This is a genomic window from Actinacidiphila paucisporea (assembly GCF_900142575.1).
Lineage (GTDB): Bacteria > Actinomycetota > Actinomycetes > Streptomycetales > Streptomycetaceae > Actinacidiphila > Actinacidiphila paucisporea.
In genome coordinates this window covers 1-21,695 of sequence record NZ_FRBI01000012.1, presented here as the reverse complement: position 1 = coordinate 21,695, position 21,695 = coordinate 1, and the positions used below count along the sequence as shown (strand labels likewise).

Here is a 21,695-nt window from a genome sequence, read left to right as displayed (position 1 = left end):
TCAGCCCGTCTTGCGCAGCGCCAGCAGCCGGTAGACCGGGTCCGCGCGGGGCACGTCGGGATTGGGCAGGTCGGAGAGGCGACCGGCCAGCGCCGAGGTCTGGGCCTCGTCCAGGGACAGCGCCGAGGCGAAGTAGCCGCTGCTCACGTCCCCGGCGGCGCGGCTGGGGGACCTGCCCTGGCCGTGGCCGGTGAAACGGGCCTCGCCGACCCGGCGCAGGCCGTGCTCGCAGGCCGCCGCCTGGACCCGCGGCGCCGCGTCGAAGGCCCGCTGGACGCGGTAGGGGGCGAGCAGCTGGTCGACGTCGCTGTTCATGTCGTGCCCGGCGTCCTTGTCGACGGTGGTCACGAAGACCCCGCCGGCCCGCAGCACCCGGGCGCACTCGGCGACGACGGTGAGCGCGTCGGGCAGCAGATGCAGCAGCCACACCGCGCTCACCGCGTCGAGCGACTCGTCGGCGAACGGCAGCCGGTGGCAGTTCCCGCGCACCACCGTGGTGCCGATCCGGTCGGCCGCGGTACGCGCCATCCCGGCCGCCGCGTCCATCCCGAAGACCCGCAGGCCGGGACGGGCCAGCCGCTCGGTCACCAGACCGGTCCCGCACCCCACGTCCAGCAGGGTGCGGGCCCGCTCCGGCACGAGCGCGAGCACGGCCCGCGCTGCCGCGTGCGCCCGCGGAACTCCGCCGCGCGTCGCGTCGTAGCGCGCCGCCTCCACGTCATAGTCCAGCATGCGGCCGATGCTAGAGGGCGCCGATGAACAGCAGCCTGCCCGGGAGCTTGCGCTGCTGTTACGTGTGGGATCAGCCGAGGGTGTCGGGATCGGGGCCGAGCCGGGTGCCGTCGTCCAGTGCCGCCAGCTCCGCGAGGTCGGCGGGCGACAGCTCGAAGTCGAAGACGTCGATGTTCTCCCGGATCCTCGACGGCGTCACCGACTTGGGGATGACGACGTTGCCCAGGTGCAGGTGCCACCTCAGCACCACCTGTGCCGCGGTCCGCTCGTGCCGGGCGGCGATCCCGACGATCACGGGGTTGTCCAGCAGACCCTTGCCCTGGCCCAGCGGCGACCACGCCTCGGTCGCGATGCCGAGCTGCGCGTGCAGGGACCGCAGTTCCTGCTGGGCCAGCTGCGGGTGCAGCTCGATCTGGTTCACCGCGGGCACCACGTCGGACCCCTCCGCCAGCCGGCGCAGGTGCGCGGGCTGGAAGTTGGAGACCCCGATGGCCCGGGCCCGGCCGTCGGCCGCGATCCGCTCCAGGGCGCGCCAGGTCTCCGTATACGCGTCGCGCCGCGGCTGCGGCCAGTGGATCAGGTACAGGTCCACGTAGTCCAGGCCCAGCTTGGCCAGCGAGCGGTCGAAGGCCCGCAGCGCCGGGTCGTAGCCCTGGTCGGGATTGCCCAGTTTGGTGGTGACGAACAGCTCCTCGCGCGGCAGGCCCGAGGCCGCCAGCGCCCGGCCCGTGCCCTCCTCGTTGGCGTACAGCGAGGCGGTGTCGATGCTGCGGTAGCCCGCCTCCAGCGCGGTGGCGACGACCGAGGCCGCCTCGTCGTCCGGCACCTGCCATACGCCGAAGCCCAGTTGGGGCATCCGCACGCCGTTGTTGAGGGTGATGGCGGGGGGGATCTTGCTCACGGGCCGTCGATCCTTACGTCGGGGGTACGCGGCGAGCCTGGGCACGCCGCGACGATGCGTCGGGCCGGCCGGGGGTGCGCCGGCCCGGGCGTACAACCCGGCGACCGATCGGCGCATTCCCGCGCCGCGCGGCCACCGAGCCGATAACCTCACTGGCCGGGACCCGGGGCCGAGGCCCGGGCGGGCGAGGGGAGCGGGGCCGATGGCGGGCCAGGACGGGCCGGTGGCGGCGGCCGGAGCACCGGCGGCGCGTCGCCGCGGACGGCGGCGCGGGAACCTGGAGCCGCAGCCCTTCCCCGACGTGCCCGCCGCCGTGGCCGTCGACCCTGCCCTGCAGCGCGAGACGCTGGCCGGGCTGCGGGCCTGGGCCGAGCAGGAGGCCGAGGCCGCCATCGACTGGTATCTGCGCGACAAGCGCGCCAAACGCGTCGGCTCCCGGCTGCTCCAGGGCCTGGCCATCACCTTCGCGGTGGCCGGCACGGCGGTACCGCTCGGCACGGCCGCCTCCGGCGGCTCCGGGCAGGGCTGGGGCTACGTGCTGCTCGCGGTCGCCGCGGGCTGCAAGGGCTTCGACCACTTCTTCGGAGTGTCGGCCGCCTGGATGCGGGACATCGTCGTCGCGCACTCCCTGCGCACCGAGCTGAACGCCGTACGCCTGGAGTGGGCCACCGACGTGCTGCGGGCCGGCCCCGGCGCCGACGTCCCGGGCAGGCTGCTCGAACCCGCCGAGGTCGAACGGCAACTGGCGCTCATCCACCGGCTGTCCGGCGCCGTCCGCAGCCACGTCGACGGCGAGACCGCCGACTGGCAGGCCGAGTTCAGCTCCAGCACCCGGCAGTTGCAGGGCCAGGGCACGCTTCCCGGCGTGGACCGCTGAGCGGGGTCGCCGGGACCGGGGCCCGACGATCCGGCCCCGCCCGTCCGGACGCCCCGCAAGGAGGGAGGCGGGCGCCCGCGTGGTCCGCCGCGGCTCACGCCCGGTAGAGCGCCTCGATCTCCGTCGCGTAGAGCGCCTCGATCGCCCGCCGCTTGAGCTTCAGCGACGGTGTCAGAGTGCCGCGCTCCTCGCTGAACTGCGCGGCCAGTATCCGGAAGGTCCTGATCGACTCGGCCTGCGAGACCAGCGTGTTGGCGGCGACGACCGCCCGCCGTATCTCCATCTCCAGGTCCGGGTCGTGCAGCAGCTCCGCGGGCCCGAGACGCGGCTTGCCCCGCATCGACAGCCAGTGCGTCACCGCCTCCGGATCCAGCGTCACCAGGGCCGCCACGAACGGCCGGTCGTTGCCGACCACCACGCACTGCCCCACCAGCGGATGCGCCCGCACCCGGTCCTCCAGCGCGATCGGCGAGACGCTCTTGCCGCCGCTGGTCACCAGGATCTCCTTCTTGCGCCCGGTGATCGTCAGATAGCCGTCCTCGTCGAGCGCGCCGATGTCGCCGGTGGCCAGCCAGCCGTCCCGCAGCACCTCGTCGGTCGCCTTGACGTTGTTCAGGTAGCCGGCGAAGATCTGCCCGCCGCGCAGCCAGATCTCGCCGTCCTCGGCGATCAGCACCGTCGTCCCCGGCACCGGCAGGCCCACGGTGCCGAAACGGGTCTGCTCGGGCGGGTTCGCGGTCGCGGCCGCGGTGGTCTCGGTGAGGCCGTAGCCCTCGTAGATCGTCACGCCCGCGCCGGAGAAGAACAGCCCGATCCGCCGCTCCATCGCCGAGCCGCCGGAGATCGCGTGCCGCACCCGGCCGCCGAGCGCGTCGCGCACCTTGCTGTAGACCAGCTTCTCGTAGAGCTGGTGCTGCATCCGCAGCCCGGCGCTCGGCCCGGGACCGGTGCCGAACGCCTTGGCCTCGACCGCCTCCGCGTGCCGGACCGCGACCTCCACGGCCTTGTCGAAGGGGCCCAGCTTCCCGCTGCTCTCCGCCGAGCGGCGGGCGGCCTGGAAGACCTTCTCGAAGACGTAGGGCACGGCCAGCACGAAGGTCGGCCGGAAGCCGGCGAGCGAGGGGATCAGGTCGGAGGCCGCCATGCTCGGCTGGTGGCCGAGCTTGATCCGGTGCCGCACGCAGGCCACCTCGACCATCCGGCCGAAGACGTGCGCGAGCGGCAGGAAGAGCAGCGTCGACGGCTCCTCGCCCGGCTTGTTGGAGAAGACCGGCTCCCAGCGGGCCACCACGTTGTCGGTCTCCGCCATGAAGTTGGCGTGGGTGATGAGGCAGCCCTTGGGGCGGCCCGTGGTCCCCGAGGTGTAGATGACCGTCGCGACCGCGTCCGGCGTCACGGCCAGCCGGTGCCGCTCCACCACGTCGTCGCCGACGTGCCGGCCGGTCTCCGCCAGCTCCTCGACGCACCCGGCGTCCAGCTGCCAGAGCCGGTTGAGCCGGGGGAGTTCGTCGACGGCGGCGCCGATCGTCATCGCGTGGTCCTCGTGCTCCACGACCGCCGCGACCGCGCCCGAGTCGTGCAGCATCCAGCGGACCTGCTCGGAGGACGAGGTCGGGTAGACCGGCACCGACTGGGCGCCGATCGCCCACAGCGCGAAGTCGAACAGCGTCCACTCGTAGCGGGTGCGGGACATGATCGCGACCCGGTCGCCGAAGCGGACGCCCTGGGCCAGCATGCCCTTGGCGACCGCCAGCACCTGGTCGCGGAAGTCGGCGGCGCTGACATCGTGCCATTCGCCGTGCTCGTCGGCGCGCGACAGCACCACCTGGTCGGGGGTCTCCTGGGCGTTGCCGAAAACGGCATCCGCCAAACCGCCGGCCTGGGGTGAGGTGGCCAGTGGGGGGATGCTGAACTGACGCAACGGGTGCTCTCCTAGGACCGCTCAGTGCGGGGCCGTAAGTTACCCGATCCGCCGGGCCTGCGGGAGGGGCCGAAAATTATCGGTGATTCGGACGTCTGTGCTGGTCGTGCGGTGTTCTCCGGCTGTGACAAGGGAGTCGGCGGAATCCGGCCTTCAGCCGCGGTGCCGCCGCGGGCCGGGATCTCCACCAAATCTGCCCGTCCCGGTCACGGTCGCTCCACCCTCTCGGTCCTCTCCCGTCCCCCGCGTCCCAGCCGGTGCGGCGGGTCCAGGTGGCCGGATCACGGCCGCTTTCCGCCGGTCACGGCAGCGGCCGGTGCAGCAGGTCGCCGCCCGCCAGGACGGCGTCGGCCAGCGCGTCCGCCGCCTCCTGGGCGCGGGAGTCCCGCCGGCCGTGCAGCAGTACGAAATCCACCCCGCCGAGGTCCGGCAGCCCGCAGGCCCGCGCCGGGACCCGTACCAGACCGGCCGGAATCAGCCCTTGCGCGTGCGCCATCACCCCGAGCCCCGCCCTGGCCGCCGCGACCAGGCCGCTCAGCGACCCGCTGGTGCCGGCCACCCGCCACGCCCTGCCGTGCCGCTCCAGCACGTCGAGCACCCGGGCCCGGGTGATCCCCGGTGGCGGGAAGGCGATCAGCGGCACCGGGTGCCGCGGGTCCAGCCGCAGCCGCTCGCCGCCGATCCACACTAGCTTGTCCCGCCACACCAGTCGTCCCGGCCCCTCGGGACCGTGCCGCTTGGCCAGGCACAGGTCGAGCCCGCCCTCGTCGAGCCGCTGGTGCAGGGTGCCGGACAGCTCGACGGTCAGTTCGAGGTCCACCTCGGGGTGGTCGCGCCGGAAGGCCGCCAGGATCTCCGGTAACCGGGTCGGCACGAAGTCCTCCGACACCCCGAACCGCAGCGGCCCGCGCAGCCGGGTGCCGGCGAAGAAGGCCGCCGCCCGTTCGTTGGCCTCCAGGATCGGGCGGGCGAAACCGAGCATCGCCTCGCCGTCCTCGGTCAGTTCCACCCCGTGGGTGTCCCGCAGGAAGAGCCGGCTGCCCGCGGCCTCCTCCAGCCGCCGCACGTGCTGGCTGACCGTGGACTGCCGCAGCCCCAGCCGGTGCGCCGCCTGCGTGAAGCTCAGCGTCTGCGCGACGGCAAGGAACGTACGCAACTGGACCGGCTCGAACATGGCGGCACGTTATCGCGGTACGTGATGGCGGTCAGGGCGGTAACCGGCCAACCTGATCGCGCCCCTTCACGAGCCCACCGCGGCCCCGGCGTCACCGCCTCCGGCGGTTCACAGCCGCAGCGCTCCACCACCAGCACGGTCGGCGCCCACGACGCGAACAGCGCGTACGCGAACAGGTCGCGGCCGGTCGGGTGGCCGGGGATCAGTGTGCCCGGTCGGACGCCAGTGCGATACGGTCCTCGCCCGCGTAGACGTTCATCGAGTCGCCGCGCAGGAAGCCGACCAGCGTCAGCCCGCTCTCCCTGGCCAGGTCCACCGCCAGCGACGACGGCGCCGAGACCGCCGCCAGCGCCGGGATCCCGGCCATCACCGCCTTCTGCACCAGCTCGAAGGAGGCCCGGCCCGACACCATGAGGACCAGGTCCGCCAGCGGCAGCCGCCCTTCCCGCAGCGCCCGCCCGACCAGCTTGTCCACCGCGTTGTGCCGCCCGACGTCCTCCCTGAGGTCGAGCAGCTCGCCGTCGGCGGAGAACAGCGCGGCCGCGTGCAGCCCGCCGGTCCGCTCGAAGACCGCCTGCCCCTCCCGCAGCCGGTCCGGCAGGGCGGCCAGCAGTCCGGGAGTCAGCCGCGGCAGACCGTTGCCGGCCACCGGCAGCCGGGTCGCGGTGCGGACCGCGTCAAGGCTGGCCTTGCCGCACAGCCCGCACGAGGAGGAGGTGTAGACGTTGCGCTCCAGGCTGATGTCCGGCACCGGCACCCCGCGGGCGAGCGTCACGTCCACCACGTTGTACGTGTTCGCGCCGTCCGCCGCCGCGCCGGCGCAGTAGACGACGTTCGCGACCTCGTCGGCCGCGGCGAGCACCCCCTCGCTGACCAGGAAACCCGTGGCCAGCGCGAAATCGTCACCCGGCGTCCGCATGGTGATCGCCAGCGGGCGGCCGTTCAGCCGGATCTCCAGCGGTTCCTCGGCGACCAGGGTGTCGGCCCGGTGGTCGACCGCCCCGCCGCGGATCCGCAGTACCCGGCGCCTCTCGGTGACCCGTCCCATCCGCCTCAGTCCCTCCGTCGCCCTGCCGCCCCGGCCCTGCACCTGACGAGGGTGTCATAGGGTGATCGGGACCGTGCAGCCGTGCACCACGGACCTACCAGGATGGCAGACCGAGATGAGCGACCAGCCGACCGCCGAGCACACCCTGGTGGGTGACGAGCAGGCACTGCGGCGCCTGAGGGAACTGCGCGGCAGCATCGACAACCTGGACGCCGCCCTGGTGCACCTGCTGGCCGAGCGGTTCAAGTGCACCCAGCAGGTGGGCGAGCTGAAGGCCGCCCACGACCTGCCCCCCGCCGACCCGGCGCGCGAGGCCGACCAGATCGCCCGGCTGCGCCGGCTCGCCGAGGACGCCAGGCTCGATCCGGCCTTCGCCGAGAAGTTCCTGAACTTCATCATCGACGAGGTCGTCCGCCACCACCGCGCCATCGCCGCCCGCCCCCAGCCGGGCAGCGGGAATCGCAGGTGAGAAGCACTGCCGATCCTTGGTATCGTGGACCATGTCACCACGACCCGGGCGGTCGCGGCGGCACACCCGGTCCGGGTGGCGGAATGGCAGACGCGCTAGCTTGAGGTGCTAGTGCCCTTTATCGGGCGTGGGGGTTCAAGTCCCCCCTCGGACACCAGTACAGGTGCTGACTGATCCAGGTCGGCACCTGTCGTGCTTTCTGCCTGAGCCTGCCTTCCGCCTTTCCGCCTTGTGCCGACGCGATCAGCGCAGGTCGGTGATCTCCGGGGCGTAGATCGTGCCGAGCGGCTCGGGGCCCACGTACTGCTGGCAGTTGCACTGCTGCGGCTCGAACTGCAGCGGCTTGCGGTCGGCGTCCCACAGCGACGGGGCCTCGACCACCTCGTGGCACTTGCCGTCGCCCTTGTTGTGCATCGCCAGGTGGTGCGTGCATCCGCAGACCGGCTCCGGCGGCCGGTTGGCGGCGGACAGCGCGCGCTGCTGCCGCTCCTGGACCTTGATGAGTTCGAGCTTGCGCTTGTGCCGCGCTTTGCTCACGGCACTCACCTTGTCGCCGATGGCGCCGCTGCCGAACAGCACCAGCGGAATGATCCACCACAGATTGTGCACGCCCGCCCCCGTCCCGTCGTGACTGCCAGCATAACGGCGCCGGTGCACGGCCGTTCGCGATGCGGCGCCGGTCAGGACGGGCGCCCTGGGCGGCCGCCGACCACCGCGACGGCCTCGGCGCCCGCCCGGCAGCCGGCTGCCAGCGCCGCCGGGAGGTCCGCACCCGCCAGGCGGGCCGCGAGCAGGCCGCCGGTGAAGGCGTCGCCCGCCCCCGTGGTGTCCACAGCGGTGGCCGCGGCGGCGGGCACGCGGGCGGTGATACGCCCGCGGTCGGCGGCCAGCGCGCCCGCCGCGCCCAGCGTCACCACCACGGTGGCGCCCCGGCGGCTCAACTCCGCCGCGGCGGCGGCGGGTTCGTCCGCACCGGACAGCAGCGCCGCCTCGGCCGCGTTGGGCAGCAGCAGGTCCGCGTCCGCCACCAGGCCGAGGAAGCGCGGCACCCCGAGGCCGCGCAGGAAACCCGCCGACGCCGGGTCGACGCTCACCGGCAGGCCGCGGGCGCGGGCCGCCCCGGCGGCCACGGCGGCCAACTCCCGGCCCGGGTCGCAGAAGAACAGGTAGCCCGACAGGTGGAGATGGCCGACCCCGTCGAGCAGCGCCTCGTCCCAGTCGGCCGGGCCGAGCCGGAAAGCCGCGCCGCTGTCGGTGACCAGGGTGCGCTCCGCGGCCGCGTCGACCAGGGCGATCACCACCGCCGTGGGCTGCTCCGCGTCGACCCGCAGCACCGGCTCGACGCCCGCCGCCACCAGGGCCGCGCGGTGCCAGTCCGCGGAGTCCGCGCCCACCCTGGCCAGCAGCCGCACCCCGGGGGCGCCCCGGTGCGCCGCCCAGCACGCCACGTTGGCGCCCGCGCCACCGGGCAGCACCGCGATGCGGGCCGCGGTGTCGGTGTCCGGCGCCAGCGGCTCCGCGTGCCGGGCCACCACGTCGGTCACCACGTCGCCGACCACCAGCAGTCCGCGGCCCGCCCCGCTCACGGCTGCCGCGACCAGGCCACGGCGATGTCCCCGGCCAGCGCCACATTGCCGCGGACCGCGGCGAGATTCGCCTCCAGCGAGGCGCCGCCGGTGTGCTCGGTGAGATACGCCAGCAGGTAGGGCGTGATCGCCTGCCCGGTGACGCCCTCGCGCTCCACCGCAGCGAGCGCCTCGGCCAGGACCCGGTCGTGCAGGGCGCGGTCCAGCTGGTCCCGCGCCGGCACCGGATTCGCCACGATCAGCGCGCAGTCGTGGCCGCCGAGCGCGTCCTGGCCGCGCATCACCGCGGCCACCTGCCCGGCGTCCCGCACCGTCCAGTCCACCGGCTCACCGGAGTCGGTCAGGTAGAAGCCCGGGAAGCGGTCGGTGCGGAAGCCGACGACGCCGACGCCCAGCGTCTCCAGCCGCTGCAACGTCGCCGGCACGTCCAGGATCGACTTCACGCCCGCGCACACCACGGTGATCCGGGTGCGGCCCAGCAACGCCAGGTCGGCGGACTCGTCCTGAACGTCCGTCCAGCCGCGGTGCACCCCGCCCAGCCCGCCGGTTGCGAAGACCCGGACGCCGGCCCGCGCCGCCAGGAAGGCGGTGCCGGACACCGTCGTCGCCCCGCTCACCCCCGCAGCCATCGCCGGCGCCAGGTCCCGGAAGCCGAGCTTGCGCATGTCCGGGTCCTCGGCGACCCGCTCGACCTCCGCGTCGTCCAGCCCCACCCGGGGCACCCCGTCGATGACGGCGACGGTCGCCGGCACCGCCCCGGCCTTCCTGACGACGGCCTCCAGCTCGCGGGCCACCCGCAGATTGCGCGGCCGCGGCAGACCGTGCGCGATGATCGTCGACTCCAGCGCCACGACAGGCCGCCGCCCGCTGAGCGCGTCCGCGACCTCGTCCGAGACCACGACCCCGGCCCTCTCCTGTTTTCCCATGCCCCCTACCTGGCACTGCGCGCCTGCACGCAAACCTCCCCGTGGACGATGCCGCCGCGGACCGGCCGCGTGGGGGGCCGGAAAACGGTTCGCCGCCGCCCGCCTCGCCCAGTACGGTCGCGCGAGTGTCCTCACCGCCGGGAGCCCTGCCCCTTCACGCGGGGCCGGCCCGGCGGTCCCCTCACAGAGAGCAGGTTTCGACCATGGCAAGCCGGATCAGTGAACTCGTACTCGGTTGCCGCGACCCCGAGGCGCTGGCGCGGTTCTGGTGCGAGGTCCTCGACTTCGTGGTGCTCGGTCGCGAGGACGACGGGAGCATGGAGATCGGTCCGCGCGAAGGGTTCGGCGGTGCGCAGCCGACGCTCTTCCTCAGCCGCAGGGACCGGCCGGAGCCGGGGTTGACCCGGCTGCACATCGACGTCAACGCGACCGACCGCGATCAGGACGCGGAACTCGAACGCCTGCTGGCGCTCGGCGCGCGCCCGGCCGACATCGGCCAGACCGGGGAAGAGTCCTGGCACGTGCTCGCCGATCCGGAAGGCAACGTGTTCTGCCTGCTCAGGAGGCGCCTCGCGCCCCTGTGACACCCCTGGCCGGGGAGGCGGGGCGGAATGGATTTGGCGTGAGCGCGCCCAACGCGTAAAGTGATGTTCACCGACGCGGGGTGGAGCAGCTCGGTAGCTCGCTGGGCTCATAACCCAGAGGTCGCAGGTTCAAATCCTGTCCCCGCTACTAGCACGGAAAGGCCCGGTGCCCCTCAGGCACCGGGCCTTTCCGCTGTCCAGGGACTCAGCGGCGCCGCGGGGCCCCGCGGTCCCGTTCGTCCGCGGGCCGGTAGGGCGGGATGTCGCGCCCGGGCTGGTAGTGCGGCCCCTGCCGCATGTGGCGGACGACGATCAGGCAGTCCGCGGCGGCCACCGCGGCGATCGCCGCGCAGAAGCCGGCCCAGCCCGGCTGGTCGTAGGCCGCGAAGCCGATGGCCGCGGCGATTCCCCAGACCAGCCCGCACACGGCCAGCCCCAGCCGCAGCCGCAGCGGGCTGCGCGCCTGTGTCGGTTCGTATCCGGTTCTGCGCATGTCGCGGCTCCTCCCTTCCCTTCCAGCATCCACCCGGCGGCCGCTTGCCGAAACGGCCGCGCAGGCGGAAGCGGGTGGGGTCGGGACCTGCGACGGGCCGGGATCAGCCGTGCAGGGCCTGCTCCAGCATCGCGGCCCACTGCCGCACGATCCTGGCGCGCCGGGCGGAGTCGTCGCTGAGCAGGTTGGCCAGGCCGAGGCCGCGGGCCATGTCCAGCGTCGCCTGTACGGTCTCGCGCACGCCCGGGCGTGACTCGTCGGCGCCGAGGAAGTCGACGGCCAGGCGGTGCGCCTCGCGGCCGATGCGGGCTTCGAGCGCGGTCACGCCCGGTCGCAGCCGCTCCTCCGCGGTGGTCGCCGTCCACAGGTGGAGGGCGGCGCGGAAGAGGGGGCCGGTGTGGACGGCGACGAGCATGTCGACGACCGCGTAGGTGCGGTCCGGGCCCTCGCGGGGGAGGGCGAGGGCGCGTTCGCGTACCGCGGTCAGCCACTGGTCCGCCACGTGCGCGATGGCCGCGGTGAAGAGTTCCTCGCGGGTGGGGAAGTGGTGCTGGGCGGCGCCACGGGAGACGCCGGCGCGGGCGCAGACGACCGCGACCGTACTGCCCGACCAGCCGTGTTCCGCGAGGCAGGCGACCGCGGCCTCCAGGACGCGCAGCCGGGTGGCGCGGCTGCGGTCCTGCTTGGGCTCGCGCTCCCGCCCGGGCGCCGGGTCCGCCACCTGGCCGGTCAGATCGCCCACGGCGGGTTCCTGCGTTCCAGCGCGGCCCTGACGCCCTCCGCGGCCTGTGCGGACTCGAAGAGCTCGCGGCTGCGCAGGGCGAGCCGGTCGCCTTCCGCGGCCAGGGCCTGCCTGAGTGCCGCCGTGGTGATCTCCTTGGTCGCCGCCAGGCCCTGCGGGGAGGAGGCGCGCAGCCCGGCGAGGATACCGTCGAGCGACTCGTCCCACGCCGTGACCAGGCCGATCCTGACCGCCTCCGCGGTGTCGAAGGCCTCACCGGTGAGCAGGTAGCGGGCGGCGGCCCGCGGGTCGGTCCCGGCCAGCACCGGGATCGACGCCACGGACGCGGCGAGCCCGAGGCGTACCTCGGTGAAGGCGAAGGTGGCCGCGCTGCCCGCCACCGCGATGTCGCAGGCCGCGAGCAGGCCGAGGCCGCCGGCTCTGGCGTGCCCGTTCAGCCGGGCGACGACCGGCTTGGACAGCTCGGCGATCTGCCGGATCAGCTCCACCAGCAGCTTCGGCCCGCTGCCCACACCGTCCGCCTTGAGGTCGGCGCCCGCGCAGAAGGTGCCGCCGGTGTGGGTGATCAGGACGGCCCGCACCCGCGGGTCGGTGTCCGCGCTGTCGAGCGCGGCGGACAGTTCGGCGATCAGCGCGGCGGACAGCGCGTTGCGGTTGTGGGGTGAGTCCAGGGTGAGTACCTCGATGGCGCGGTCGGTGTGCCGGCGCACCAGCGGTGCATCTGTCACGGCGGTCTTCCTTCACGTCGGCGGGCTGGCGGGCGTCACGGGTCAGTACGACTTGGGCAGCCCCAGGCTGTGGTGCGAGACGAAGTTGAGGATCATCTCCCGGCTGACCGGGGCTATCCGGCCCACCCGGGAGGCGGTGAGCAGCGATGCCAGGCCGTACTCGGCGGTCAGCCCGTTGCCGCCCAGGGTGTGCACGGCCTGGTCGACTGCCTTCGCGCACGCCTCCGCCGCCGCGTATTTGGCCATGTTCGCGGCCTCGCCCGCGCCCATGTCGTCCCCGGCGTCGTAGAGATACGCCGCCTTCTGCATCATCAGCCGGGCCAGCTCCAGTTCGATGTGGGCCTGGGCCAGCGGGTGGGCGATGGCCTGGTGGCCGCCGATCGGCGTGGACCACACCTGCCGGGTGCGGGCGTAGTCGACCGCGCGGTCCAGCGCGTAGCGGCCCATGCCGATCGAGAAGGCGGCGGTCATGATGCGCTCGGGATTGAGGCCGGCGAACAGCTGCAGCAGCCCCGCGTCCTCGTCGCCGATCAACGCGTCGGCGGGCAGCGCCACATCGTCGAGGAAGAGCTGGAACTGCTTCTCCGGCGCCGACAGTTCCATCTCGATCTGCCGGAAGTCGAAGCCGGGCGTGCGGCGTTCGACGAGGAAGAGGCACGGCTTGAGCTTGCCGGTGCGGGCGTCCTCGGTGCGGCCGACGATCAGCGTCGCGTCGGCGATGTCGACGCCGGAGACGAAGACCTTTCGGCCGGTCAGCAACCAGCCGCCGGTGTCCGGGTCGCGGCGGGCGGTGGTGGTGATGCGGTGCGAGTTGGAGCCCGCGTCGGGCTCGGTGATGCCGAAGGCGATACGCAGCGAGCCGTCCGCGAGCCCCGGCAGCCAGCGCCGCCGCTGCGCGTCGGTGCCGAACCTGGCGATCACCGTGCCGCAGATGGCGGGGGAGACGATGAGCAGCAGCAGCGGGCAGCCCGCCGCGCCGAGCTCCTCCAGCACAATCGACAGTTCGGCGAGCCCGCCGCCCCCGCCGCCGTACTCCGCGGGCAGGTTGACCCCGAGGTAGCCCAGGCCGGCCGCCTCCTGCCACAGCTCGTCGGTCTGCTCGCCGGCCCTGACGGCCGCCGTGAAGTAGTCGCGGCCGTAGCGGCGGCCGAGGGCGCCGACGGCTTTGCGCAGCGCGCGTCGCTCCTCGGTCTCCAGTAGGGCGCTGTCGAAGGTGCTGCGAACGGTGGTCATGATGCCTGCTCCTCCCTCTCCTCCTTGACGACGGCCAGTACGGCGCCGAGCTCGACCTGGCGGCCGACCTCGGTGGTGAGCTCGAGCAGCGTCCCCGCGGCCGGGGCGGCGATCACGTGCTCCATCTTCATCGCCTCCAGCCAGAGCAGCGGCTGCCCCGCCTCGACCCGGTCCCCGGCCGCGAACCCGGCGGTCCTGACGACGGTCCCGGGCATCGGCGCCCGCAGCGAACCGGGCGCCGCGGACTGTTCGGGGTCGGGGAAGCGCGGCAGGGCGGTGAGCGCGGCCGAGCCGGACGGCGAGTCCACGAAGGTGCGCTCCGGGTGGACGGCGACACGGTAGGTCCGCCGGACGCCGCCGACCTCCAGCACGACCCGGTCGGCGGCCGCGCTCACCAGGCGTACGCCGTCGAAGCCCTCAGCGGTCAGGCCGTCCCGGTCCAGCCGGTAGCGGATCTCGTACGTGTGCCCGTCCGGTTCGCTGCGGAAGCGCTTGAGCTGCGGCTGCGAGGGGAGGTTCCGCCATCCGCCGAGGCGCAGCGGTACGGGGGCGCCGGGCTGCGACGTACGCCGGGCCGCGTCCGCGAGCGCGGCGGCCAGCGCGGCGAAGCGCTCGGCGTCCCCCGGGGTCGTACCTGGATCCGCGGGCTGTCCTGTGCCGCCGGCAGGCGCCAGGCCCAGGTCGGCGGCATTGCGGTCGAGGAAGCCGGTGTCCAGCCTTGCCGCCGCGAAGTCGGGGTGCCGCAGGGCGCGGACCAGCAGGTCGCGGTTGGTCACCGGGCCGTGCAGCCGGGCCCGCTCCAGCGCGTGCGCCAGCTGGCGGACCGCCTCGGCGCGGGTCGGTGCCCAGGCGATCACCTTGGCCAGCATCGGGTCGTAGTGCACCCCGATCCGCTCGCCGCCGGTCACGCCGGAGTCCAGCCGCAGCCCCGCCTCGCGCCCCGGCGGCACGGCGAATTCCGCGTCGACGCCGAGGACTTCGAGCAGGCGCAGGTCGCCCGGCTGCGGCTGCCAGCCGCGCGCCGGGTCCTCCGCGCACAGCCGGGCCTCCACCGCGTGCCCGCGTGCGGCGGGCGGCTCGGGCGGCAGCGCCGCGCCCTCGGCGATCCTGATCTGCCAGGCCACCAGGTCAAGGCCGGTGACGCACTCGGTGACCGGATGCTCCACCTGGAGACGGGTGTTCATCTCCAGGAAGTACGGCCGGCCGTCCGCCGAGACCAGGAACTCGGCGGTGCCCGCGCCCCGGTACCCGATCGAGCGGGCCGCGCGTACCGCAGCCGCGTGCAACTCGGCGCGCAACCGCGCCGGCAGGCCGGGTGCCGGGGTCTCCTCGATCACCTTCTGGTGCCGCCGCTGCAAGGAGCAGTCCCGCTCGCCGAGCGCCCACACGGTGCCGTGCCCGTCGGCCAGCACCTGCACCTCGACATGCCGGGCACCCTCGACATACGGCTCGACGAAGACCTCGCCGTCGCCGAAGGCCGCCGCCGCCTCGGCCCGCGCCGACTCCAACTCCCCTTCCAGCAAGGCCAGATCACGCACCACCCGCATCCCGCGCCCGCCGCCGCCCGCGGCGGCCTTCACCAGCAGCGGCAGGTCCGCCGCCGTCACCGCCGCCGGGTCGAGCGCCGCGAAGACCGGCACACCGGCGGCCGCCATCAGCTCCTTCGCCCGGGTCTTGGACCCCATCGCCTCGACCGCGGCGGCCGGCGGACCGATCCACACCAGGCCGGCCGCGGTGACCGCCCGCGCGAAGCCGGCGCTCTCCGACAGGAAGCCGTATCCCGGGTGCACGGCGTCGGCGCCCGCGGACAGCGCCGCGGCCACCAGCAGGTCCGCCCGCAGATACGTGTCGGCGGGCGCGTCGCCCGGCAGCCGTACGGCGGCGTCGGCCTCCACCACGTGTGCGGCGGACGCGTCGGCGTCGGAATGCACCGCCACCGTGGCGATGCCCAGATCGCGGCAGCTGCGCATGACCCGCCGGGCGATCTCTCCCCGGTTGGCCACCAGCACAGAACCGATCGGCGTGCCCATCGGGCCGCCCCCTCCCTCTCACCGACGGACACCCGTCACATACGGAAGACCCCGAAACCGCCGCGCGCCCCCTCCACCGGCGCCCCGTGCACGGCCGACAGGCACAGGCCGAGCACCGTACGGGTGTCGCGCGGGTCGATCACCCCGTCGTCGTAGAGCCGCCCTGACAGGAACATCGGCAGCGACTCCGCCTCGATCTGCTGCTCCACCGCCGTCCGCAGTCCGGCGTCGGCCTCCTCGTCGTACGGCAGCCCGCGGGCCGCCGCCGACTGCCGGGCGACGATCGACAGCACCCCGGCGAGCTGGCTCGGCCCCATCACCGCGGACTTGGCGCTCGGCCAGGAGAAGAGGAAGCGCGGCTCGAAGGCCCGCCCGCACATCCCGTAGTGCCCGGCCCCGTAACTGGCGCCCATCAGCACCGAGATGTGCGGTACCCGGGAGTTGGACACCGCGTTGATCATCATCGCGCCGTGCTTGATGATGCCGCCCTGCTCGTACTGCCTGCCGACCATGTAGCCGGTGGTGTTGTGCAGGAACAGCAGCGGGATGTCCCGCTGGTTGGCCAACTGGATGAACTGCGCCGCCTTCTGCGACTCTGCGCTGAAGAGCACGCCCTGCGCGTTGGCCAGGATGCCCACCGGATAGCCGTGCACCTCGGCCCAACCCGTCGCCAGACTCGGCCCGTACAACGGCTTGAACTCGTCGAAGGCCGAGCCGTCCGCGATCCGCACGATCACCTCGCGCGGGTCGAAAGGGGTCCGCAGGTCGCCCGGCACGATGCCCAGCAGCTCCTCCGCGTCGAACAGCGGCGGCGCCGGGTCCGGGCGCGGACCGGGCCCGGGCTTGCGGATGTTGAGCCTGGCCACCACCCGGCGGGCGGTACGCAGCGCGTCCGGCTCGTCCAGTGCGAAGTGGTCGGCGAGGCCGGAGACCCTGGCGTGCATGTCGGCGCCGCCCAGCGACTCGTCGTCGCTCTCCTCGCCGGTGGCCATCTTCACCAGCGGCGGGCCGCCGAGGAAGACCTTCGCACGCTCCTTGACCATGATGACGTGGTCCGACATCCCCGGGATGTACGCGCCGCCCGCCGTCGAGTTGCCGAAGACCACCGCGACCGTCGGGATGCCGGCCGCCGACAGCCGCGTCAGGTCGCGGAAGAGGGCTCCGCCGGGTATGAAGATCTCCTTCTGGCTGGGCAGGTCCGCGCCGCCGGACTCCACCAGGCTCACCACCGGCAGCCGGTTGGCGAAGGCGATCTCGTTGGCCCGCAGCGCCTTCTTCAGCGTCCACGGGTTGCTCGAACCGCCGCGCACCGTCGGGTCGTTCGCGGTGACGACGCACTCGGTGCCCTCCACCACGCCGATCCCGGTGACCAGGGACGCGCCGGTGGCGTACTCGCTGCCCCAGCCGGCGAGCGGCGACAGTTCCAGGAAGGGGGTGTCCGGGTCGAGCAGCAGCTCCACACGCTCCCTGGCCGTCATCTTGCCGCGGGCGCGGTGCCGCTCCTGATACTTCGGGCCGCCGCCGGCCAGGGCGTCGGCGTGCGCCGCCGCCACCTCCGCCAGGCGTGCGGACATCGCGGCGGCCCGCTCGGCGTAGCCGCTCACCGAGCCGCGCCCCTCGACGGCGGCCGGGTGCTGCCGGGCGGCCCGGCGAAGGCCTGCACCACCGACAACCACGCGTCGGCGTCCGGCCCTTCGGCTCGCAGGTCCACGTCGTCGCGGTGCCGCCGCCGCACCGCCAGCAGGCAGAAGTCCAGCGCGGGCCCGGTCACCCGCTGCGTCGCCTGCTCCGGCCCGAACGTCCACAACGACCCGTCAGGGGCCGTCAGTTCGACCCGGAATTCCTCCGCGGGTGCGGGCAGCCCGTGCACCGAGAAGGCGAAGTCCCGTGCGCGGACGCCGATCCTGGCCACGTGCCGCAGCCGGGCGGTCGGCTCCCGCCGCACCCCGAGCGCGTCGGCGACGTCCTCGCCGTGCGCCCACGTCTCCATCAGCCGCCCCGTCGCCATCGATCCGGCGCTCATGGGCGGCCCGTACCACCGGAAGCGCACGCCGTGCGGCTGCGCCGCCAGCACCTCCGCGAGCCGGGCGCGGCCCGCCCGCCACCTCGCCAGCAACTCGCCCGGCGCCACGTCGGCGCCCCTGCGCGCGCCCAGGTCGACGTACGTGTCGAAGTGCGCCGCCGCCACCTCGGCCTCCCGCTCGAAGCCGTCCGGGTCGAGGACCGCCATCAGGGCGCGGCGGTCGGTCCAGGCCAGGTGGGCGATCTGGTGCGCGATCGTCCATCCGGCGGCCGGTGTCGTCCGACCCCAGCCGGCCGGCTCCAGCTCGGCCACCATCGCGTCGAGCCCCGCGCTTTCGGCGGCCAGGTCCGCCAGGACGGGCATATCCACGGCGTGCACCACCCCTCACGTAGACGTGCGACGAGCGTCGCAGCGCCACGCAAATCAATCAAGCCCGCACGCTTGATTCCGGCCCACGCCGCACCCCCGGCCCTCCGCGACCCCCTGGGGGTACCCCAAGTGCCCCTGGGGTGCTGCCGGGGGAAGGGCGCGCCGAGGTGTGGGGGTAGCCGGGGGGCGGCGGCGCCCCCGGGAGGGGCCGGCACCCCCCGGGCGCGGCGAGCGGCGGGGTAGGGGAGACAGCACCCCGCAGGGGATGGGCTAGGACTTGGCGCGCCGCGCCAGAAGAGTGGCGCGCTTGGTGTCGAAGCGGACGGCCTGCTCGTTGAGGCCGGCCATGAAGAGGCCGAGTTCCTCCTGGGCGCGCAGGCCCTCCGGGCCCAGCTCCGGGATGTCGAGGACCTTGAGGTGGCGCAGGACGGGCTGCAGCACGTCGTCGTGGTGGATGCGCAGGTTGTAGATGCCGCCGATGGCCATCCGCGCGGCGGCGCGCTCGAAGCCGGGCATGCCGTGGCCCGGCATGCGGAAGGCGACGACGACGTCGCGGATCGCCTGCATCGCGAGGTCGGGCGCGATCTGGAGCGCGGCGGCCAGCAGGTTGCGGTAGAAGACCATGTGCAGGTTCTCGTCGGTGGCGATCCTGGCGAGCATCCGGTCGCACACGGGGTCACCGGACTCGCGGCCGGTGTTGCGGTGGGAGACGCGGGTGGCCAGCTCCTGGAAGGCCACGTAGGCCACCGAGTGCAGCATGCTGTGCCGGTGGTCGTGCTCGAAGCCCTCCGACATGTGCACCATGCGGAAGCGTTCGAGCTCGACCGGGTCGACGGCCCGGCTGGTGAGCAGGTAGTCGCGCATGGCGATCGCGTGCCTGCCCTCCTCGGCGGTCCACCGGTGGACCCAGGTGCCCCACGCGCCGTCGCGGCCGAAGAGGGTGGCGATCTCGTGGTGGTAGCTGGGGAGGTTGTCCTCGGTGAGGAGGTTGACCACAAGAGCTATCCGGCCGATCGCGGTGACCTTGGACTGGTCGGGCGCCCAGGCCTCGCCCTCCATGACGCCGTCGAAATTCCGGCCGTCGCTCCACGGCACGTACTCGTGCGGCATCCATTCCTTGGCGACCCCCAGATGCCGGTTCAGCTCGCGCTCGACCACCTCTTCCAGAGCGTGGAGCAACGCTGCGTCACTCCAGACGTCCGATCGGGCGAGGTGGGGCGAGGTCACGGTCACGGGGGCTCCTGGGGGCGGGAGGGGGACGGACAGGAAGGGGCGGGGTCAGCGGGGACACCTACGCTGTCGTAAGTTACGCAACCGTAGGTTAAGGCGGCGTAAGAAGGCAACCCACACGCCCGCCTGCGGCGATGTCGGTGGCCGCGACCGGCGTTTTTCACCCTGTCGCCGCAGCTGCTGGCAGAGGATAGGATCCTTGGCCTCATGAGTGCCACCCTCGTAACCAGGAATCTCGCCGCGGGACACGGCGACCGCGCGCTGTTCTCCGGCCTCGACCTGGTGGTCGCGCCCGGTGACGTCATCGGGCTGGTCGGCGCCAACGGCGCCGGCAAGTCGACGCTGCTGCGGCTGCTCGCCGGTCTCGACACCCCGGAGGACGGCACGCTGCGGCTCAGCCCCGCCACCGCCACCGTGGGCCATCTGCCGCAGGAGCCGGACCGCAGGGACGACGGGGAGACCGTAAGGGACTTCCTGGCCCGCAGGACCGGGGTCACCGCGGCCCAGCAGGCGCTGGACGCGGCCACCCAGGCGCTGGTGGACGGGGCGCCCGGCGCGGACGACGCCTACGCGGTGAGCCTGGAGCGCTGGCTCGCGCTGGGCGGCGCCGACCTGGAGGAACGCGCCGAGGAGGCCACCGCGTCCCTGGGCCTGGGCATCAGCCTGGACCAGGAGATGTACGCGCTGTCCGGCGGGCAGGCGGCCCGCGCCGGGCTCGCCTCGCTGCTGCTCAGCCGCTATGACGTCTTCCTGCTCGACGAGCCGACCAACGACCTCGACCTCGACGGCCTGGAGCGGCTGGAGAAGTTCGTCACCGGCCTGCGCGCCGGCACCGTCCTGGTCAGCCACGACAGGGAATTCCTCACCCGTACCGTCAACCGGGTGGTGGAGCTGGACCTGGCGCAGCAGCAGGTCTCGGTCTTCGGCGGCGGGTACGAGGCCTACCTGGACGAGCGGGCCACCGCCCGCCGGCACGCCAGGGAGGAGTACGACGAGTACGCCGACACCAAGGCGGGCCTGGAGGCCAGGGCGCGCATGCAGCGCGGCTGGATGGACAAGGGCACCCGCAACGCGCTGCGCAAGGCGCCCGACAACGACAAGATCGCCCGCAAGGCGCGGGCCGAGGGCAGCGAGAAGCAGGCGGCCAAGGCCCGGCAGACCGACCGGATGATCGAGCGGCTCGACAAGGTCGAGGAGCCGCGCAAGGAGTGGGAGCTGCGGATGGAGATCGCCGCGGCGCCCCGGGCCGGCGCGGTGGTGGCCACCCTCGGCGGCGCGAAGGTCCGCCGCGGGGACTTCCGCTTCGGGCCCGTCGACCTGCAGATCGACTGGGCCGACCGGGTGGCGATCACCGGCGCGAACGGCTCGGGAAAGTCCACCCTGTTGGCCGCACTGCTCGGCCGGCTGCCGCTGGACGAGGGCCGCAGCGCGCTCGGCCCCGGCGTGCTGGTCGGTGAGGTCGACCAGGCCCGCGGCCTCTTCCGCGGCGACGAGCCGCTGCTGGACGCCTTCCGCGGCCCGGCCCCCGACCTGGACCCGGCCGCGATCCGCACCCTGCTGGCGAAGTTCGGCCTCAAGGCCGACCACGTGCTGCGGCCCGCGGCCACCCTGTCGCCCGGGGAGCGCACCCGGGCGGCGCTGGCGCTGCTCCAGGCCCGCGGGGTCAACCTGCTGGTGCTCGACGAGCCCACCAACCACCTCGACCTGCCGGCGATCGAGCAGCTGGAGGCGGCCCTGGAGGTGTATCAGGGCACCCTGCTGCTGGTCACCCACGACCGGCGGATGCTGGACGCGGTGCACACCACCCGGCGGATCGAGGTCGCGGACGGCCGGATCACCGAGGTCTGACCGCCGGATCACCCAGGTCAGACGGCCGGATCACCGAGGTCTGACGACCGGATCACCGAGGTCTGACGACCGGATCACCGAGGTCTGACGACCGGAAAGGGCTGACGGCCGCACGGGGGCGGGAACCCGATCGGTCCCGCCCGCGTCCCACCCTTGACCGCCGCGAAAGGGCCGCGGGGAGGAGGACGGTGATGCGCCATCGGATACGGGCCGCCGCCGTTGCGGGCGCCCTCGTCGTGCTGGCCGCGGCCTGCGACTCCGCGGCCGGGGTGCGGGTGGTGCCGCCCGGTCCGGCGGGCGGTACGGACATCTCGGCGGACTGCGGTGACGTCGTCCTCGACCTGTCGAGCACGGACACCCCGGGGGAGATCTGCCTGCGCGTCGGCAGCACGCTGCGGCTGCGCTTCGGTACGGGCGTGAAGGCCGCGGCGGAGTCGGGGGAGGCGCTGGCCGAGGTCTCGCCGGGTGTCTACCGCGGCGCCGCCCCGGGCGAAGCGACCCTCAGCGGTGAGCGGCGGGCCTGTCCCGACCGGCCGGGCAAGGTGTCCTGCCTGGCGATCGTGTCGTGGAAGGTGACCGTCGACGTCCGATGAGCACCCCGGGCGGCGGGTGCGCCCGGGACGGGGGAGGACCCGGGCCGGCAGTGGGGGCCGGCCCGGGTCCGCCGCTCATGACCGATACGGCAACGCCGGTGTCAGCTGACGTTGACGGCGGTGTCGTCGATCAGGAACGAGGTCTGCAGCGAGGCGTCCTCGGTGCCGGTGAACTTCAGGACGACGGT

General features: G+C 73.8%; 21 protein-coding genes and 2 tRNA genes. 7 read left to right on the top strand and 16 right to left on the bottom strand.

Annotated elements, in window-relative coordinates; genetic code table 11:
- Both BUE44_RS18895 and BUE44_RS18890 read right to left on the bottom strand, forming a co-directional pair.
- Positions 1-732 carry a class I SAM-dependent methyltransferase gene (locus tag BUE44_RS18895; RefSeq protein WP_073499979.1) on the bottom strand — a complete coding sequence of 244 codons (732 nt, stop codon included), beginning with the start codon at positions 730-732 and terminating at the stop codon, positions 1-3.
- Positions 733-802: 70 nt separating this feature from the next.
- Positions 803-1,633 (bottom strand): aldo/keto reductase, encoded by an 831-nt coding sequence (locus BUE44_RS18890; RefSeq protein ID WP_073499977.1) that lies wholly within the window; start codon positions 1,631-1,633, stop codon positions 803-805.
- Positions 1,634-1,835: 202 nt separating this feature from the next.
- Here BUE44_RS18890 and BUE44_RS18885 point away from each other — a divergent pair, with 202 nt between their 5' ends.
- Complete coding sequence (locus tag BUE44_RS18885; protein WP_073499975.1) at positions 1,836-2,510, top strand: SLATT domain-containing protein; 675 nt, start codon at positions 1,836-1,838, stop codon at positions 2,508-2,510.
- A 94-nt stretch (positions 2,511-2,604) separates the two neighbouring features.
- Here BUE44_RS18885 and BUE44_RS18880 read toward each other — a convergent pair whose 3' ends face one another.
- The 3 genes from BUE44_RS18880 to fdhD form a co-directional block, all read right to left on the bottom strand.
- A complete protein-coding gene (locus BUE44_RS18880) occupies positions 2,605-4,431 on the bottom strand; it encodes an AMP-dependent synthetase/ligase (protein ID WP_073499972.1) in 1,827 nt (608 codons plus the stop codon).
- Positions 4,432-4,732: 301 nt separating this feature from the next.
- Positions 4,733-5,605 (bottom strand): LysR substrate-binding domain-containing protein, encoded by an 873-nt coding sequence (locus tag BUE44_RS18875; protein WP_073499969.1) that lies wholly within the window; start codon positions 5,603-5,605, stop codon positions 4,733-4,735.
- Positions 5,606-5,807: 202 nt separating this feature from the next.
- Entirely contained in the window at positions 5,808-6,653 is an 846-nt protein-coding gene (fdhD, locus tag BUE44_RS18870) for a formate dehydrogenase accessory sulfurtransferase FdhD (RefSeq protein WP_073499967.1), read from the bottom strand.
- 115 nt (positions 6,654-6,768) lie between these two features.
- On the opposite strand from fdhD, the gene BUE44_RS18865 reads away from it, so the two are divergent.
- Positions 6,769-7,122: a chorismate mutase gene (locus BUE44_RS18865; RefSeq protein WP_073499965.1), complete on the top strand. Its 354-nt coding sequence runs from the start codon at positions 6,769-6,771 to the stop codon at positions 7,120-7,122.
- Positions 7,123-7,191: 69 nt separating this feature from the next.
- A tRNA-Leu gene (locus BUE44_RS18860) sits at positions 7,192-7,279 on the top strand.
- An 86-nt stretch (positions 7,280-7,365) separates the two neighbouring features.
- On the opposite strand, the gene BUE44_RS18855 is transcribed toward BUE44_RS18860, so the two are convergent.
- The 3 genes from BUE44_RS18855 to BUE44_RS18845 form a co-directional block, all read right to left on the bottom strand.
- Positions 7,366-7,722 (bottom strand): hypothetical protein, encoded by a 357-nt coding sequence (locus tag BUE44_RS18855; protein ID WP_073500291.1) that lies wholly within the window; start codon positions 7,720-7,722, stop codon positions 7,366-7,368.
- An 80-nt stretch (positions 7,723-7,802) separates the two neighbouring features.
- Positions 7,803-8,708 (bottom strand): carbohydrate kinase family protein, encoded by a 906-nt coding sequence (locus BUE44_RS18850; RefSeq protein ID WP_073499963.1) that lies wholly within the window; start codon positions 8,706-8,708, stop codon positions 7,803-7,805.
- Positions 8,705-9,634: a pseudouridine-5'-phosphate glycosidase gene (locus tag BUE44_RS18845; protein ID WP_073499961.1), complete on the bottom strand. Its 930-nt coding sequence runs from the start codon at positions 9,632-9,634 to the stop codon at positions 8,705-8,707. Before BUE44_RS18845 ends, BUE44_RS18850 begins: the two co-directional genes overlap by 4 nt.
- Positions 9,635-9,837: 203 nt before the next feature.
- On the opposite strand from BUE44_RS18845, the gene BUE44_RS18840 reads away from it, so the two are divergent.
- Positions 9,838-10,218 carry a VOC family protein gene (locus BUE44_RS18840; RefSeq protein WP_073499959.1) on the top strand — a complete coding sequence of 127 codons (381 nt, stop codon included), beginning with the start codon at positions 9,838-9,840 and terminating at the stop codon, positions 10,216-10,218.
- A 74-nt stretch (positions 10,219-10,292) separates the two neighbouring features.
- Positions 10,293-10,366: transfer RNA gene (locus tag BUE44_RS18835), tRNA-Met, on the top strand.
- Between the two features lie 57 nt (positions 10,367-10,423).
- Here the strand turns inward: BUE44_RS18835 and BUE44_RS18830 are convergent.
- From BUE44_RS18830 to BUE44_RS18795, 8 genes are all read right to left on the bottom strand, one after another.
- The gene (locus BUE44_RS18830; RefSeq protein WP_073499958.1) at positions 10,424-10,711 is read right to left on the bottom strand and encodes a DUF6343 family protein; all 288 of its coding nucleotides are present in this window, start codon (positions 10,709-10,711) and stop codon (positions 10,424-10,426) included.
- A 103-nt stretch (positions 10,712-10,814) separates the two neighbouring features.
- A complete protein-coding gene (locus tag BUE44_RS18825; protein ID WP_235002248.1) occupies positions 10,815-11,453 on the bottom strand; it encodes a TetR/AcrR family transcriptional regulator in 639 nt (212 codons plus the stop codon).
- Entirely contained in the window at positions 11,441-12,181 is a 741-nt protein-coding gene (locus tag BUE44_RS18820) for an enoyl-CoA hydratase family protein (protein ID WP_073499956.1), read from the bottom strand. Before BUE44_RS18820 ends, BUE44_RS18825 begins: the two co-directional genes overlap by 13 nt.
- 42 nt (positions 12,182-12,223) lie before the next feature.
- Positions 12,224-13,414: an acyl-CoA dehydrogenase family protein gene (locus BUE44_RS18815; RefSeq protein ID WP_073499954.1), complete on the bottom strand. Its 1,191-nt coding sequence runs from the start codon at positions 13,412-13,414 to the stop codon at positions 12,224-12,226.
- Positions 13,411-15,444: an acetyl/propionyl/methylcrotonyl-CoA carboxylase subunit alpha gene (locus BUE44_RS18810; RefSeq protein ID WP_073499953.1), complete on the bottom strand. Its 2,034-nt coding sequence runs from the start codon at positions 15,442-15,444 to the stop codon at positions 13,411-13,413. Before BUE44_RS18810 ends, BUE44_RS18815 begins: the two co-directional genes overlap by 4 nt.
- Before the next feature lie 35 nt (positions 15,445-15,479).
- Positions 15,480-17,018, bottom strand: coding sequence for an acyl-CoA carboxylase subunit beta (locus BUE44_RS18805; RefSeq protein WP_079189888.1), 1,539 nt, complete (start codon positions 17,016-17,018; stop codon positions 15,480-15,482).
- Between the two features lie 26 nt (positions 17,019-17,044).
- Positions 17,045-17,830, bottom strand: coding sequence for a TIGR03084 family metal-binding protein (locus BUE44_RS18800; RefSeq protein WP_073499951.1), 786 nt, complete (start codon positions 17,828-17,830; stop codon positions 17,045-17,047).
- Positions 17,831-18,106: 276 nt separating this feature from the next.
- Positions 18,107-19,069, bottom strand: coding sequence for an acyl-ACP desaturase (locus BUE44_RS18795; RefSeq protein WP_073499950.1), 963 nt, complete (start codon positions 19,067-19,069; stop codon positions 18,107-18,109).
- Positions 19,070-19,273: 204 nt separating this feature from the next.
- Here BUE44_RS18795 and BUE44_RS18790 point away from each other — a divergent pair, with 204 nt between their 5' ends.
- Positions 19,274-20,914 (top strand): ABC-F family ATP-binding cassette domain-containing protein, encoded by a 1,641-nt coding sequence (locus BUE44_RS18790; RefSeq protein ID WP_073499948.1) that lies wholly within the window; start codon positions 19,274-19,276, stop codon positions 20,912-20,914.
- Positions 20,915-21,105: 191 nt separating this feature from the next.
- Complete coding sequence (locus tag BUE44_RS18785) at positions 21,106-21,507, top strand: hypothetical protein (protein WP_073499946.1); 402 nt, start codon at positions 21,106-21,108, stop codon at positions 21,505-21,507.
- Positions 21,508-21,695: the final 188 nt, after the last annotated feature.